This is a genomic window from Paracoccus sp. AK26, from assembly GCF_011801365.1.
GTDB classification, from domain to species: Bacteria; Pseudomonadota; Alphaproteobacteria; order Rhodobacterales; family Rhodobacteraceae; genus Paracoccus; species Paracoccus aerius.
Genome location: NZ_CP041041.1, coordinates 1546925 through 1562111, shown reverse-complemented (window position 1 = coordinate 1562111; position 15187 = coordinate 1546925). Strand labels below are relative to the sequence as shown.

General features: G+C 62.2%; 16 protein-coding genes. 13 read left to right on the top strand and 3 right to left on the bottom strand.

The window, feature by feature from the left end; translation table 11 throughout:
- Positions 1-52 precede the first annotated feature (52 nt).
- The gene (locus tag FIU66_RS07755) at positions 53-472 is read left to right on the top strand and encodes a site-specific integrase (protein WP_201281056.1); all 420 of its coding nucleotides are present in this window, start codon (positions 53-55) and stop codon (positions 470-472) included.
- On the opposite strand, the gene FIU66_RS07750 is transcribed toward FIU66_RS07755, so the two are convergent.
- Complete coding sequence (locus FIU66_RS07750) at positions 433-1647, bottom strand: IS256 family transposase (protein WP_167622159.1); 1215 nt, start codon at positions 1645-1647, stop codon at positions 433-435. The two genes, FIU66_RS07755 and FIU66_RS07750, sit on opposite strands and share 40 nt — an antisense overlap.
- A 69-nt stretch (positions 1648-1716) precedes the next feature.
- Between FIU66_RS07750 and FIU66_RS07745 the strand changes: the two genes are divergently transcribed.
- From FIU66_RS07745 to FIU66_RS07735, 3 genes are read left to right on the top strand one after another with little or no spacing between them, the layout of a single operon-like run.
- Entirely contained in the window at positions 1717-2619 is a 903-nt protein-coding gene (locus FIU66_RS07745; RefSeq protein ID WP_240544638.1) for a tyrosine-type recombinase/integrase, read from the top strand.
- On the top strand, positions 2613-3527 hold the full coding sequence (locus tag FIU66_RS07740; protein ID WP_167621669.1) for a tyrosine-type recombinase/integrase: 915 nt from the start codon (positions 2613-2615) through the stop codon (positions 3525-3527). The genes FIU66_RS07745 and FIU66_RS07740 overlap by 7 nt, the downstream gene beginning before the upstream one ends.
- The gene (locus tag FIU66_RS07735; protein WP_167621668.1) at positions 3524-4513 is read left to right on the top strand and encodes a tyrosine-type recombinase/integrase; all 990 of its coding nucleotides are present in this window, start codon (positions 3524-3526) and stop codon (positions 4511-4513) included. The genes FIU66_RS07740 and FIU66_RS07735 overlap by 4 nt, the downstream gene beginning before the upstream one ends.
- A 147-nt stretch (positions 4514-4660) precedes the next feature.
- On the opposite strand, the gene FIU66_RS07730 is transcribed toward FIU66_RS07735, so the two are convergent.
- A complete protein-coding gene (locus FIU66_RS07730) occupies positions 4661-5044 on the bottom strand; it encodes a transposase (RefSeq protein WP_126152565.1) in 384 nt (127 codons plus the stop codon).
- A 227-nt stretch (positions 5045-5271) separates the two neighbouring features.
- Here FIU66_RS07730 and FIU66_RS07725 point away from each other — a divergent pair, with 227 nt between their 5' ends.
- From FIU66_RS07725 to istB, 8 genes are all read left to right on the top strand, one after another.
- Positions 5272-5697, top strand: a complete 426-nt coding sequence (locus FIU66_RS07725; RefSeq protein WP_210254088.1) for a hypothetical protein — start codon at positions 5272-5274, stop codon at positions 5695-5697.
- Positions 5694-6005 (top strand): hypothetical protein, encoded by a 312-nt coding sequence (locus FIU66_RS07720; protein WP_167622157.1) that lies wholly within the window; start codon positions 5694-5696, stop codon positions 6003-6005. Before FIU66_RS07725 ends, FIU66_RS07720 begins: the two co-directional genes overlap by 4 nt.
- A 51-nt stretch (positions 6006-6056) precedes the next feature.
- Entirely contained in the window at positions 6057-7208 is a 1152-nt protein-coding gene (locus FIU66_RS07715; protein ID WP_167622156.1) for a DDE-type integrase/transposase/recombinase, read from the top strand.
- A gap of 33 nt (positions 7209-7241) precedes the next feature.
- Positions 7242-7817 (top strand): Mu transposase C-terminal domain-containing protein, encoded by a 576-nt coding sequence (locus FIU66_RS07710; RefSeq protein WP_167622155.1) that lies wholly within the window; start codon positions 7242-7244, stop codon positions 7815-7817.
- Complete coding sequence (locus FIU66_RS07705) at positions 7810-8739, top strand: TniB family NTP-binding protein (RefSeq protein WP_167622154.1); 930 nt, start codon at positions 7810-7812, stop codon at positions 8737-8739. Before FIU66_RS07710 ends, FIU66_RS07705 begins: the two co-directional genes overlap by 8 nt.
- Entirely contained in the window at positions 8736-9620 is an 885-nt protein-coding gene (locus FIU66_RS07700; RefSeq protein WP_167622153.1) for a TniQ family protein, read from the top strand. The genes FIU66_RS07705 and FIU66_RS07700 overlap by 4 nt, the downstream gene beginning before the upstream one ends.
- Positions 9621-9727: 107 nt before the next feature.
- Positions 9728-11260, top strand: a complete 1533-nt coding sequence (istA, locus tag FIU66_RS07695; protein ID WP_167622152.1) for an IS21 family transposase — start codon at positions 9728-9730, stop codon at positions 11258-11260.
- Positions 11250-12044: an IS21-like element helper ATPase IstB gene (istB, locus tag FIU66_RS07690; protein WP_167622151.1), complete on the top strand. Its 795-nt coding sequence runs from the start codon at positions 11250-11252 to the stop codon at positions 12042-12044. Before istA ends, istB begins: the two co-directional genes overlap by 11 nt.
- Positions 12045-12838: 794 nt before the next feature.
- Here the strand turns inward: istB and FIU66_RS07685 are convergent.
- The gene (locus FIU66_RS07685; protein WP_167622150.1) at positions 12839-13603 is read right to left on the bottom strand and encodes an N-formylglutamate amidohydrolase; all 765 of its coding nucleotides are present in this window, start codon (positions 13601-13603) and stop codon (positions 12839-12841) included.
- A gap of 113 nt (positions 13604-13716) precedes the next feature.
- On the opposite strand from FIU66_RS07685, the gene pyk reads away from it, so the two are divergent.
- Positions 13717-15162: a pyruvate kinase gene (gene pyk, locus FIU66_RS07680; RefSeq protein ID WP_167622149.1), complete on the top strand. Its 1446-nt coding sequence runs from the start codon at positions 13717-13719 to the stop codon at positions 15160-15162.
- Positions 15163-15187 lie beyond the last annotated feature (25 nt).

Below are 15187 nucleotides of genomic sequence, written 5' to 3'. Positions count from 1 at the left end.
TCCGCATAATTATGTTCCCTTGCGATGGTTCATCATCGTGAGGAGAGCAAAGATGGATGCCAATAGTCGTAATCACTGGTTCCTCGATCCGGGACCGTTGTCGTCGTGGATCGATCAGTTCGCGGCCGAGCTTGCCGCTCAGAGATATACGCCGCTGACGATTGAAGGCTACACGGCCTCGGCGCGTCATTTTGCGGCTTGGCTTGGTAGCGCAGGTATCGCGATCGATGACATTGGTGACGATGTCGTTCGTCGCTTTGCCGAACATCGGTGTGGATGTCCTGGTGGGCGGCGATGGCTGCGGGTTTCATCAAAATATTCGCGCCGAGCCGGGCGGTTCGTTGTTTTCCTGCAAAGGAAAGGTGTCGCGCACCCATCCGGAGAGTGTCCTGAACTTTGTGTATCCGTCCCGGTCCATGCGGTTTTGGATACTCAAGCGTCGAAGCGCTCGCCGAACATTATGGCGAACTGATTGCGGGCTGCAAACCATTCCCTGACGTTGCGCCCATCCTTCTCGAACTTGCGGATGGCGAGGTAGATCAGCTTGGTCGCGGCCTCGTCCGTCGGGAATGAGCCGCGCGTCTTGATCGACTTCCGGATCACGCGGTTCAGGCTTTCTATGGCATTTGTCGTGTAGATGATTTTTCGGATCGCGGGATCGAAGGCAAAGAACGGGATCACCTCCTGCCACGCCCGGCGCCAGGCCGGGGCGATTGATGCGTATTTCCCGGCCCACTTTTCCTCGAAGGCATCGAGTTCGGCCTCGGCCATATCGGTGCTCGGCGCGCTGTAAATCCGGCGCAGATCGGCAGCCACGGCCTTGCGGTCCTTCCACGAGCAGAAGTTCAGGGAATGGCGCACCAGATGCACGATGCAGGTCTGGACCATGGCCTCGGGAAAGGCCGCGGTGATGGCTTCGGGAAAGCCCTTCAGCCCGTCGACGACCGCGATCAGGATGTCCTGAACGCCCCGGTTTTTCAGCTCGTTCATCACCGAGAGCCAGAACTTGGCCCCTTCGTTCTCGGCGATCCACAGCCCCAGAACCTCGCGTTGCCCGTCGCGGGTGACGCCGAGGGCGACGTAGACAGCCTTGTTTTTCACCGTCCGGCTGTCGGCATCGCGGATTTTCACCCGCAGCGCGTCGAAGAGCACGATGGGATACATCCGGTCGAGCGCCCGGCTCTGCCAGTCCCGAACCTCGTCCAGCACCGCATCGGTGACGCGGCTGATCAGATCAGGCGAGACCTTCAGGCCATAGAGATCGAGCAGATGGGTCTGGATGTCCCGCACCGTCAGCCCGGCGGCGTAGAGCCCGATGATCTTGTCGTCGATCCCGTCGATCCGGGTCTGACCCTTCTTCACCAATTCCGGCTCAAAGCTGCTGTCACGGTCGCGGGGCACCGCCACCGGCATCTCACCGTCCTGGCCCTTCAGCACCTTGGTCGAGGAGCCATTCCGGCGGTTGCTCTGACCCGGCGGGGCCTCCTTGCCCTCCTCGTAGCCGAGGTGCGCGGTCAGTTCCGCGCCCAGCATACGTTCCATGAGCTTGATCTTCAGCTCTTTCATCAGCCCGGTGTCGCCGAGCAGGTCCTCGGGGCGCTCAACGCCCTTCAGCAGTTCATCCAGAAGTTCCTTGGAGATCGTCATGCATGCTTCCTTTCAATGAAGCATGGACCGGATCTACGTTACACAGAAGACCGGACACTCTCCCCATCCGTGAAGGTCGCCTCGACCTATCCTCTGCTTGACGATTATCGGAACTGGCTGCGTGTCCACCGGGGACTGTCGGAACGGACGATCGCCCGCCATCTTTGCCACCTGCATAAGTTGTTGTCGGAACTTGGCACGGCGACCCACGACTATGATGCCGCCCTAGTCCGTAATGTTGTCCGCGAGTGGCGCGAGCGAACCGGGCCGGCGAACCTGCGGACCGTAACGAGCACCTTGCGCAGCTATCTTCGTTTCCTCGCGGGTGCCGGCCTCTGTCGCCCCAACCTTGATCACGCCATCCCGCCGGTCGTGCAATGGCGCCTTTCGTCTTTGCCACGGTATCTTGCTGCCGCCGATCTCGAACGCGTCGTTGCATCCTGCGATCAACTTACCAGGGGGCGCCTACGGGACCGTGCGATCCTGCTCCTGCTCGCACGTCTGGGGCTGCGGGCCGGGGATGTCGCTGGACTCAGACTCAGCGATCTCGATTGGACGTCTGGCATGCTGCGCTTGAGTGGCAAAGCGCGCCGGCAGGTTCGGCTGCCGCTCCCGCAGGACGTCGGCGATGCGATCCTCGCCTACATCGAGCAGGAACGGCCGCGCGTGGATCAAGAGGCGGTCTTTCTCATGATGGTCGCACCCTACCGATCATTCTCGCAGTCCAGCCACATCTCCACGATCGTAGCACTAGCGCTGAAGCGGGCGGGCATTTCCGATGCTCCATCGACCGGAGCCAGCCTGCTGCGTCACTCTGCGGCGACCTCGATGCTGCGCTCGGGCGCCACGCTCGAGGCTGTCGGCACGGTGCTGCGTCATCGTTCGCTCGATATGACCGCGCATTACGCCAAGGTCGACATTGCGATGCTGGAACAGATTGCCCAGCCCTGGCCGGGGGAGCTGGCATGCTGAGTCAACTCCTCGCCGATCATGCAGCGCTGCACCGTGCACTGGGATTCAAGTTCCGGACCCCGGGCATCCTGCTGCGCAACTTTGTCGCCTTCGCCGAGCATCGCGGGGAGCGTGTCGTCACGACGGCGACCGTGCGCGAGTGGGCACTGCAGGCACCATCGCCCGAGCAACGACGCAACCGTCTGCTGACGGTGCGCCGCTTCGCGCTCGCGCTGCATGCCGAAGATCCGAGCCATGAGGTGCCCTCGGCTGACCTCTTCGGTCGCGCCAGTCACCGGCGCCGCACACCCTATGTCTACGATCCCCGCGACATCCGACGGCTGATCGATGCCGCGCATCGCCTTGGTCCCGACGGTTCGATCCGACCGATCACCTACGCCACGATGTTCGGGCTGATCGCGGCGACCGGCATGCGCGTTTCGGAGGCGCTCGCCATTCGGCTGCCGGACGTGACCGACGATGGGCTAATCATTGCCCAGACCAAGTTCAAAAAGAGCCGGTTGCTGCCGCTCCATTCAACGACCCGGCGCGCCTTGGACGGATACCTCGCCATTCGCCTGAAGGCCTCGAGCCAGAGCGATGCACTCTTCATTTCGCATCAGGGAACGCCGCCCCTCTATCCGACCGTGATAACTGTCTTCCTGCAAATCATTCGATCGATCGGCTTGCGCGGCACTCCAGGATCGCAAGGACCACGGATCCACGATCTTCGTCACACATTCGCCGTTCGCTCTCTCGAACGCTGTGCGCACGATGCCCAGGCGGTAGCCCGGCATATCACCGCCCTGAGCACCTATCTGGGGCACGCCCATGTGACCGATACTTACTGGTATCTTGAGGCGACGCCCGAGCTGATGGCGCACATGGCGGCGGCCGGCGAGGCCTTGCATCGGAGAGTGCCGGCATGACCCAGCTCGCCCCGCACCTCACCGCGTTCCTTCGCGAGCACCTTCCCCGCGAACGACGCGCCAGCGTGCATACCTGCGATGCCTATGCCTATAGCTTCCAGCTGCTGGTGACGTTCGCCGCGCGACGATTGCGCAAGAGGCCTTGCCTGCTGCAGATCGAGGACCTCGACGTGCCGATGATCCTTGCCTTTCTCGAACATGTCGAGGAGGCGCGCGGCAACAAGGCCCGTTCGCGCAACGCAAGGCTGGCGGCCGTGAAGTCCTTCTTCCGCTATCTCGAGCACCGCGTCCCCGCGGTTCTCGATCAGGCCCTTCGGGTGCACGCCATTCCAATGAAGAAGGTCGACGAGGCGCTGATCGCTTCCCTTTCGCGCGCCGAAGTTCAAGCGCTGCTCGACGCACCGGATCGGAGGACATCATCGGGCATTCGCGATCGCGCCATGCTGCATCTCGCCTTCGCCGGCGGGCTGCGCGTTTCCGAACTGGTGGGTCTCGCCCTCGACCAGTTCGAGGGACGGTCGCCGGCCAGCATCCATATTATCGGGAAGGGACGGCGGGAGCGCGTGCTGCCACTCTGGCAGGAGACCGCCGGCGCGATCCGGGCCTGGGTCGCGGTCAGACCCAAGGATGGCGACACCGCGCTCTTCCTCAACAAGGCCGGCCGGGCGATGACGCGCGCCGGCTTCGAATATATCCTGGCAAAGCACACCGCGGTAGCTGCGAACGTCGTGCCCTCGCTTACCGCCAAGTCAATATCGCCTCATGTTCTGCGGCATAGCTGCGCGATGCACATGCTTCAGGCCACCCGGGATATCCGCAAGGTAGCACTGTGGCTTGGTCATGCCACTCTCCAGAGCACCGAGATCTACTTGCGCGCTGATCCGGCCGAAAAACTCGAGATGCTCGACGCTTTGGCGCCGCTCGGCATCAAGCCAGGCAAATTCCGCCCGCCGGACAAATTGATCGCAATGCTCGCTGCGCGATAGCCTAGTTATGTGGAGTCGACAGATGTCGTGAGACCCGGAAATGCGCACGTCAACGTCCTCGACTCCGCATAATTATGGTCGCCGCATAGTTGCGCATGTCGGTCACCCCGCAGGCCAGATAAACCCGGACACCGGTGCCGGGCCCGATCATGCCGCCTCCACCACCCGGATCAACCGCGTCAGCGTGGTCGTGTCCAGCATCGGGTCAAAGCGCAGGCACCGGCCATTGGCCAGCTGAAGCTCAATCAGGGCGGGGCGTTGCGGCGTCAAATCTTCAGCCAAGGAAGGCACCGCCAATTCGGCGGGCGCGCTCAACTCCACAGGCAAGAACACAGTCTCCGGAAGCGGGGAAAGCAGCCCCTTCTTCTTCAGCTCATGCCGCCAGGCATAAAGCTGCTGTCGGGTTACCTCGTGGCGCTGCGCCACCTGCGTCACCGTCGCGCCCGCCACCCCCACCGACAGCACGATCCCGAGCTTCTCCTCGTCGCTCCAGCGACGACGCCGTTCCAGACCCAGAATGTCACCACGCATCGAAAGCCCCGCATAAGATACGTCGTTAACGACGTCGCTATGCACGTGTCTTAGCCGATCACCCCACGCTCAGGCAGGCGGTGGCAACCGGGCGGTTACAACGGAACGCCATCCTGGTCATGGATGCGAGGCCTGATGTTGCTCGGGTTCTCACCCAATGTCCCCGGGTCCAATACAGCGGCCCCGACGGGGAACCGCGCATCTACACCTTCGACATGGAAGTGACCATGCGGAACGGTGACGTCGTCGCGGTTGAGGTCAAACCGGAGATCTACGTCAAGAAGAACGCCGTCAGGGCCAAGCTGACGCAAATTGCCGCGATGATGCCGCGCGCGGTTGCAGATCGAGTGGCTCTCGTGACGGAACGGGATCTGCACCCGGTAGCGGTTGCGAACGGCGAAATTATCCATGCCGCAAGGTTTCCTGACCCGGAGGCGGACGGGCGGACCGCTGCAGCCCTCTCACAAGTCTTCGGTTCCGTCGCCATCGCGGACCTGTCAGTCGCAACCGGCTTGGGGACCCGCGTGATCCACAGCGTTGCCCGCCTGATCAAGGCTGGCGAGGTTGTCCTCTGCGCCCATGAGAGGATCGGCATGTCCTCCCGCATCAGGGCAGTTCCCCAAAAACGTCATCAGCAAGGAGAGGTCTCATGAACGCAGTATTGCCCAAATACAGGTTGGAGCGGGACGATCTCGTCCGCATCGCCAACGTCCCTTATCGCCCGATCAGCCCAAGTGCGAGCGGCTACCTCATGGTGCGTAATGACCTCCCCGGGGGCCTTACCGAGGAGATCACCCATGAGGAGCTTGCCAAGTTCGTGCGCAGAGGGGATTTGCAGCATGAGCGGGGACACTTCGCTCCGGCCCAGGAGGCAAACCGACCCCGTTCTCCCGAGGCGATGATGCGCGGCGCGAGCGCCGAGGATCTCGAGCAAGCGCGGCTGCGAGAATGCTATGTGTAGGCGTTCCTTACGCTGGAGGCGCGTCGCGCCATCAAGCGCACCGACGCCTCGATGAATGCCGGTCGAAACGTCCTTACCGCACTAGCAAACGATATCTACTCGGACGGACGGATCCCCGAGCGCCGGAAGGCGGGCAAGAAGGTCTCCCAGGTGGGATGTCCCAGCCCCCGCGCATTGCGCACGTGGATCAAGAACTACGAGCGCGACGGGATCGCGGGCCTTCGTGACAACCGTTCTCGTTCCGGCAAGAAAGGGCCCGACCTCCTAAAAGTCGAAGTCGACATGCTTCACGAAGCGGCGCGGGAATACGCGTCTTCCCAGCGTCCAAGCAAGAAGATGATCCACCAGAGGCTGGCGGCCCGGATCCGGGAAGAGAACCGAGGCCGCAGTGACAGCGGCGAGCGCCTTCTTCGCACCCCCTCGCGAAGCACATTGGAGCGGGCGATCCGCAAGATTGATCCGCTTCTGGTCTATGCAGGGCGCTACGGGGAGGACGCCGCCCTGCGTTATGCCCGGACAGTCGGTAGCGGACTGACCCACCTCCGGCCGCTGCAGCGCGTCGAGATCGATGAGTGCGAGATGGACCTGATGGTGATCCTGGCTCTCTCGGGGGCTGGCCGGGCGCTGTCGGAGGAGGAACGTGAGCGGATGGGGCTGACCGGCGAGAAGGTCCGGGTCTGGGTGACCATCGCGATCGATTGCGCCACCCGCTGTATTTTGGCGATGAAGATCAGCCTGAACCCCAGCCAGCACTCTGGGTTAGAAGCGTTGCGCATGATCATTGAGGACAAGTCCGTCTGGGCAGATGCGGTCGGGGCTCTGTCCGCCTGGTTTATGTGCGGACGCCCGGAAGAGATCTGTTCGGACAATGGAAGCGCCTACCTCAGCTGGGCGTTTCGGACCGCGGCCGAGGACCTCGGGATCCGCGTCACCCGGACCGTCGCAAAGGTCCCGCAGATGCGTGGGACAATCGAAAGCATCTTCTCCACCATCGCACAGGATCTCATCGCCAGGCTCACCGGCCGGACGTTCGGCTCCATCCTTGAACGGGGCGATCACCCCAGCGAAGCAAATGCGGCACTCACCCTCGACGACCTCGCCTTCGCGCTGGTCCGCTGGGTGGTCGACATCTATCACCGCCGACCGCATTCCGGGCTGGGCGGAAGGTCACCTGCACAGATGTGGAAAGCCCTAACCGAGTAGCATCATATCCTGCCGCCTCCCAGCGCACGGCAGATGCGGATCGCGTTCGGCGTGGAGGTGGAGCGTAAACTCGCCAAGGACGGGATCCGGGTAATGAACGTGCGCTACCACGACGTGGTGCTCGCGCAGCGCTTTGTCCGAAATATCGGCAACTGTTACAAGGTCCGCTTCGATCCGACCAACTTGGGCGCGAGCGAGATTTTAGATGAGGGGACCTGGCGCGAATTGAAGGCGGTGGATGGCCGGTTCGAGGGTGTCAGTGCGACTCACTGGGCGCGAGCAGCCGCCGCAGTTCGCCGTGAGCGTGCCAGGACGGAGGAGGAGGCTGCAGAGGTGATCTGGGCCGCCTACAGCGCCATCGATCAAAAGAACACCAGCGCGCGGTTGGAACGCGGTCTGATCGAAGACCGGTGGGACGCAGATCGACTCGCCCAGGTCGAGGATCGGCTGACCGCATTCATCCGGTTCCGTGAAGACCCGGAGGCGCCCCCATCAGACCCGCTCGCGATGGGTATTCCAACCGGAACCGGCGAGCGACAGTCGCCGCGGCGTAACCGGGGTGAAACCGGTGGTATTGGGCGTATCGAGAGGGAAGACGGCCATGATTGATCCGCGCACCACCTACCTACGGACCGCCCGGGACCCGGAACTACGGCGCCGTGTCGATAAGCTCCTCCGCACCTCGGAGGATGGCCTCTGCCGCCCGGTCCGAATGGGGCCAGACGGGGAGACCCGAGGGATCATCGTCACGGGTCGTGCGGGCGAGGGGAAGACGACCCTGATCAAACGCACGTTGATGACGCACCCTTCTCTTAAGGCAGGCGGGGAAGAACTCCCGATGCTGCATGTCGATGTCCCGAGCCCGGCTACCGTGAAAAGTCTGGCGATCGCGATCCTGAATGCGTCCGGCTATCCCGAAGTTAGCGACCGGAGGCAGGCGTGGAACCTCTGGAACTTGGTGAGGCATCGGCTCCAACTACTGGGCGTTCGTGTCTTGTGGCTTGACGAGGCGCAGGACGTATTCAGGTCCGGGAAGCCAACAGAGGTGAGCGCAATCGCCAACACGCTCAAGAGCCTCATGAAAGGGGACGGCGCCGTTTCCGTTGTCCTATCGGGACTGGAAACCCTCTCATCCTTCGTAAGGCAGGACGATCAGCTTTCGCGCAGGATGTCATTCTACCACCTCAGCTCACTCGACCCCGACCGTGACGCCGAAGCGGTTATGGGGCTGCTTGCCAGTAAGTCTCATGATGCCGGCTTGCGGCTGGATGCCTCAGAAGCGTTGCCGCTCCGGCTAATCTCCGCTTGCGACGGGAGGTTCGGACTGATGATCGAACTGGTGACTGAAGCCTGTGAACTGGCACTGGAGGAGGGCGCGGGCGTTCTCGACGCAATGATCATGGCAGATGCGTGGGCGGACCGAACGGATGTCATGATCCACGAGAACCACTTTTTGGCGGCGGACTGGAAAGTGCTGGACAGGACACCCGCGCAGGCGGAATTCACAGGGAAGGGGAGGTCGGCGCGGTGACCCAGCTGTTTCCTAAAGTCCTGATCGAGCCGGAGGAAACCCTCTTTTCCTATCTCGGCAGATCGGCCGCGTTCCACGCCAAGACCGAGCTGGTCCCCTTCCTGAACGATTTTCGTGTCCGTGTCCGGGATGTGGAGACCGGAAGTAATGGCGCGATGGAGCGGTTGGCGGAGCTGACCGGGCAGAGAGTCGATAAACTGACCGCGATCCATATGTTTTCGACGGCAAACCGTCGTTTCCGTTTTCGGGGGGAGAACTTTGGTTATCAGTTTCTGACCAGGTCTCGGCGATCGGTGTGTCCCCACTGTCTCGAGGAGGAGGGCGGCTTGAGTCCGTATCCAGGTTTCCAGCGATGGAGAGTCAAGCTGCTGTGGCAGTTCAAGTTCTGCCCGGTATGCACTGTTCATGAAACCCAATTGGTAAACGCGTGGGATAAGTCGGTTGGTTTCGTTCCAATGCAAGACGTCGTAAAGGCGGTTGGGGACCGTTTGCCGTCCCTTATCGCCGCCACGAGACCAGGAAAGGTTACGTCGTTGCAGCGCTGGGTTGCTTCGAGGTTACTCGGAGAAAAAGGGGATAGCTGGTTAGATGCGCAGGACATCGACCAAGCGTCTAAGGCTGTCGAGATGCTAGGCCTGATCCTTGCTCATGGCCCAAAGGCACACCTGCGCAAGTTGACCGAAAGCGACTGGCATGAAGCGAAAGAGGTCGGATTTGAGGTCGCCTCCGCCGGTCCTGGAACGATCAAAAAATCACTGGAACACCTTCTGGATCGTGTTCAGACAGGGCGTAAATTGCAGTGGGCCCCGCAAGCTCACCTTGGTCCACTATATCATTGGCTTTATCAGGATGATGCCGTCAGCCTGGAAGCTGGCTGTTGATTTCCACCCAGAACTGAGCCGGATAGGCGGGTAATTTCCACTGAGAATTGAGCCATGTGAACCTTTCCCCAAAGCGATGAGCGGCGGGGGTAACGGGAGTGATCCACATGGGACTTTTGAACATCATTCGACGCATGCACTTGCGGCAGAAGCTGTCGGTCCGCGAGATCGCGCGGCGCACCGGTTTGTCGCGCAACACGATTACGAAGCACCTGGCGGCAGACACGATCGAGCCGAAGTTCGCCACGCCGGATCGCCCGAGCAAGCTTGATCCTTTCGCCGAGAAGCTGGCCGGCTGGTTGAAGACGGAAGCCGGCAAGTCGCGCAAGCAGCGGCGGACGCTGAAGCAGATGCATGCCGATCTCGTGGCGCTCGGCTTCACCGGCTCCTACAACCGGGTTGCGGCGTTTGCGCGGAACTGGCGGACAGATCGCCAGCGCGAACAGCAGACCACGGGACGCGGCACCTTTGTTCCGCTGTCCTTTCGCCCGGGCGAAGCCTTCCAGTTCGACTGGAGCGAAGACTACGGGCATCTGGCCGACGAGCGCACCAAGCTTCAGATGGCGCATATCAAGCTGTCCCACAGCCGGGCCTTCCTGTTGCGCGCCTACCCGCTCCAGACCCACGAGATGCTGTTCGATGCCCACTGGCACGCGTTCCGCGTCTTTGGTGGTGTGCCCGAGCGCGGCATCTACGATAACATGAAGACGGCAGTGGACCGGGTTGGTCGGGGCAAGGAGCGGCAGGTCAACCTCCGCTTTCTGGCCATGGCCAATCACTATGTCTTCGAGCCGGAGTTCTGCAATCCGGCCGCAGGCTGGGAGAAGGGTCAGGTCGAGAAGAACGTTCAGGACTCCCGCCACCAGATCCTGCAGGAGATGCCGGACTTTCCCGACCTTGCCATGATGAACGCCTGGCTGGAACAGCGCTGCCTGAAGGTGTGGCAAGAGACCCCGCACGGCACGCTGCCGGGCACCATTGCCGATGTCTGGGCTGAGGAGCGGACCGCGCTGATGCCGTTGCCGCCCGCCTTTGATGGCTTCATCGAACTCAGCAAGCGCGTTTCGCCCACCTGCCTGATCAGCTTCGAGCGCAATCGCTACAGCGTGCCGGCGTCATTCGCGAACCGGCCTGTCAGCCTGCGGATCTATCCGGACCGGCTGGTCGTGGCGGCCGAGGGCAACATCCTGTGCGAACATTGCCGCATCATCCAGCGCAGCCACAAGCTGCCACCGCGGACGATCTATGACTGGCGGCATTACCTGGCTGTTCTTCAGCGCAAGCCCGGGGCGTTGCGCAATGGCGCGCCCTTTGCCGAGTTCCCGCCTGCCTTCCGGCAGTTGCAGGAGCAGATGCTGCGCAAACCCGGCGGTGATCGCGAGATGGTCGACATCCTTGCCCTGGTTCTTCAGCACGACGAACAGGCCGTGCTGACGGCTGTGGAGTTGGCCCTGGCCGAGGGCGTGGCGACCAAGACCCATGTGCTGAACCTGTTGCACCGGCTGGTCGATGGCAAGGTCATTGGCGGGCCGCCCCTCGATACCCCGCTGGCCCTGGCCCTGCGCCGTGAGCCAAAGGCCAATGTCGAACGCTACGACGGCCTGCGCACCCAAGCTGCAGGAGGCCGTCATGCGTCATGATCCCGCCAGCGGCGCCATCGTCATCATGCTTCGCAGCCTGAAGATGCATGGCATGGCGCAGGCCGTGACGGACCTGATCGAGCAAGGGGCGCCGGCCTTTGACGCAGCCGTGCCGATCCTGTCTCAACTGCTGAAAGCCGAACTGGCCGAGCGCGAGGTCCGCTCCATCGCCTATCACATGAAGGCCGCACGCTTCCCCGCCTACAAGGACCTCTCGGGCTTCGACTTCTCAGCCAGCGAGATCAACGAAGCCACAGTCCGGCAACTCCACCGCTGCGAGTTCATGGACGGGGCCCAGAACATCGTCCTGATCGGCGGCCCGGGCACGGGGAAGACCCACATCGCAACCGCCCTCGGCGTCCAGGCCATCGAGCATCACCGCCGCAAGGTCCGCTTCTTCTCCACCATTGAACTGGTCAATGCCCTCGAACAGGAGAAGGCCAAGGGCAAGGCCGGGCAGATTGCCGAAAGCCTGACCCGCCTCGATCTCGTGATCCTCGATGAGCTGGGATACCTGCCCTTCAGCGCCTCGGGAGGGGCGCTGCTCTTCCATCTGCTGAGCAAGCTTTACGAACGCACTAGCGTCGTCATCACCACCAACCTCAGCTTCAGCGAATGGGCCACAGTCTTCGGCGATGCCAAGATGACCACCGCATTGCTCGACCGGCTCACCCACCGCTGCCACATCCTGGAGACCGGAAACGACAGCTTCCGCTTCAAAGCCAGTTCAGCCGCCGCAGCGCGCCAAAAGAAGGAGAACGATCACGCCTTGACCACTGAATGACCGGAAATCCATAGTCAGAGGTGGCTCACTTCTCGATGGAAATGCCGGCTCAGTTCTGGGTGGAAATCAACAAGCTGGGCCTATCCGAGATATCGTCCGCGACCTGATTGCAGAAAGATATTACGTCGCACATCACAGACGGGTTCTTGGGGCACGAGTGAAGAACGTTCGGTCACATCTTCCTCGGAGCCTCGCAGCCGCGATGGGCTTGGATCATCGCACCGCTGCGCACATTATTCAGGATTGTGCTGACTGGGGCGTAACGTCCCCAAGTAGGGTAGAAGAATATGCAGCGAAATACCTAAGGAGCATCCCCGAGAGTAAGCTTCCAGATATTTTGAACTGTAGCCGCCCTCTGGTTACAGCGCTGAAGTCTGCTTTCGTGATCAACCCAGCAGGTTTCCCGGGCAGATGCCGAATGAATCGTCGTTATCTCCCTGATCAGTTGGATTCTTCCTTAAAAAAGTTCTATCAGCTGGCCCGCAAACAGAAACCCGTTGACGACGTGGTCGACATTGCAACATGTGCCAACAAGCTCAGGTTGCCGAAATTAAAGATCATCAAAGCGCTCATATCAAAAAAGCTCGAACACGTATATTTGGATGAGAGAATCTCTGGCGTTCGGAAGGTTTTGATCTCCCCAAACGAAGTAAAGGTAAAGGTGAAGCGATAAAGATTGTCTTTCTATTTTTCAGAGCCCGCAGGAGCGGGCTTTATTTTTGAGATGCGAACGGCAAGGTTTACTGAGCATAGGGGCAAGCTTCGTGAACACTGCACGAGAATATCTTCTCTTTTCAGTCCGGCGGTGGCAAAACTATCTGACGTTCACCAGCAGCCAGCGTCGCCGCAATCACCGGGGCCAGCCGCGCGGCCCATTCCGCCTGACCCGACTGGTCCGCGATCAGGTCGTTGCGCACCTCGATCAGCACGTTCGGCCGGCCCTGCCTCAGCGCGTGGCGGTCGATCGAATCCCCCTCCAGGTGGCCGTCATAGGGCTGGTTTTCGCCAGTGATCCATCCTGCCTGCCGGCAGGCCTGGACCAGCGGCGGACCCAGCCGGATGTCTTGCCAGGAATAAAGGATGCCCACCTGCCACGGCCGCATCGGGCGCCCGCGCAACTGCGGGGTGAAGCTGTGGACGGCGCAGATGCACCGTGCCGGGTGCCCGTCGGCCAGCCGCCCCAGGGCCGCGTGATAGGGGCGGTGCAGCCGTTCCAGCCGCCGCTGGCGTTCGGCCGCGTCGGCGTTCTTGTTGGCGGGTATGACCGTGCCGTCGTAAAGGCGCATCAGCAGCGTCGGATCATCCTCGCCCCGGTTGGGGTCGATCACCAGGCGCGAGAAGTCGGAGAAGATCGCAGGGGCATCCATCAGCGCGGCCAGGCGCGACGCCAAGCCGGCAGCGCCCACGTCATAGGCGATGTGGCGGGCCATGTCCTGGGCCGCGATGCCCAGGCTGCCGCCGCCGATCCAGTCGGGGACGCGGTTCGTCGCATGGTCGCAGGTGATCAGCCAGCGGGAGGGGCGATCCTCGCCCTCGGTCCAGAAGGCGCGTTCAGTCATCGGTCGGTGATCCTTCATGTCCGGCGATGTCTATGCGAAGGTGTCTGCGGACGCCAGTTGCAGCGACAGGCGATCTGGACCATAGTTAGCGCAAACAGAAGAAGGGCGCAGGAATGAGACGACATCGCAACGTCAAGATCGTGGCAACCCTGGGACCGGCTTCCAGCACCAAGGACATGATCCGTGCGCTGTTCGAGACCGGCGCAGACGTCTTCCGCCTGAACATGAGCCATGGCAGCCACGCCGACCACCGCGACCGCTATGACGCGATCCGCGAGGTCGAGGCCGAGACCGGCCGCCCCATTGCCATTCTGGCCGACCTCCAGGGACCGAAGCTGCGCGTGGGTCAGTTCGCCTCGGGCGCCTGCGATCTGGAGGAAGGGAACCGCTTCCGCTTCGACCTGGACCCGGCGACGGGCGATTCACATCGCGTCCAGTTGCCCCACCGGGAAATCTTTGCGGCCCTTGTTCCAGGCAGCAATCTTCTGGTCAACGACGGCAAGATCCGCCTGCGCGTGGATGACTGCGGCCCCGACTTCGCCGATTGCACCGTCACCGTCGGCGGCACGATCAGCGACCGCAAGGGCGTGAATGTCCCTGACGTGGTGCTGCCCCTTGCCGCGTTGTCCGACAAGGACCGTGCGGATCTGGAGTTTGCATGCCAGCTGGGCGTGGACTGGCTGGCCCTGTCCTTCGTCCAGCGCGCCGCCGATGTCGAGGAAGCCCGTGCCTTGGCCAAGAACCGCGCCGCGATCCTGTCAAAGATCGAGAAACCGGCGGCCGTCGATGCCTTTGACGAGATTCTTGCCGTGTCCGACGGGATCATGGTTGCCCGCGGCGACCTGGGGGTGGAACTGCCCATCCATTCGGTTCCGCCCATCCAGAAACGGCTGGTGCGCAAGTGCCGGTCGGCGGCCAAGCCGGTCATTGTTGCGACCCAGATGCTGGAATCGATGATCGAAAGCCCCATGCCTACGCGGGCCGAGGTCAGCGACGTTGCCAATGCCATCTACGAAGGCGCGGATGCCGTGATGCTTTCGGCCGAAAGCGCCGCCGGTTCCTATCCGATCGAGGCCGTGCGCACGATGGACAACGTCGCCCGCTCGGTCGAGGCGGATGGCAACTATCGCGCCATCATCGAGGCGTCGCGCCAGAACAAGCTGCACACCGTGGCCGATGCCATCGTGACCGCGGCGCGTGAGATCGCCGAAACGACCGACATCGCCGCGATCTGCGCCTTCAGCCAGTCGGGCAAGACGGCCAGCCTGGTGGCCCGCGAACGGCCCCGTGTGCCGATCATCGCGCTGACCCATGTCGAATCGGTGCTGCGCCGCATGTGCCTGACTTGGGGCACCCATTGCGTGATCACGCCGCAGCTCGGCCGTTTCAAGGAAGCCGTGGTGAACGCGACAAGGGCCGCCCGCGAGTTCCACTTCGCCGACGAGAAGCGCCAGGTGGTCGTGATCGCCGGCGTGCCCTTCAACGTGCCGGGCAGCACGAACATCGTCCGCATCGCGCCCTGCGACGAACGCTTGATCTTCGCGTCCGATCCAGAATAAGCCCGGGGTCGAACGATTTCATCAC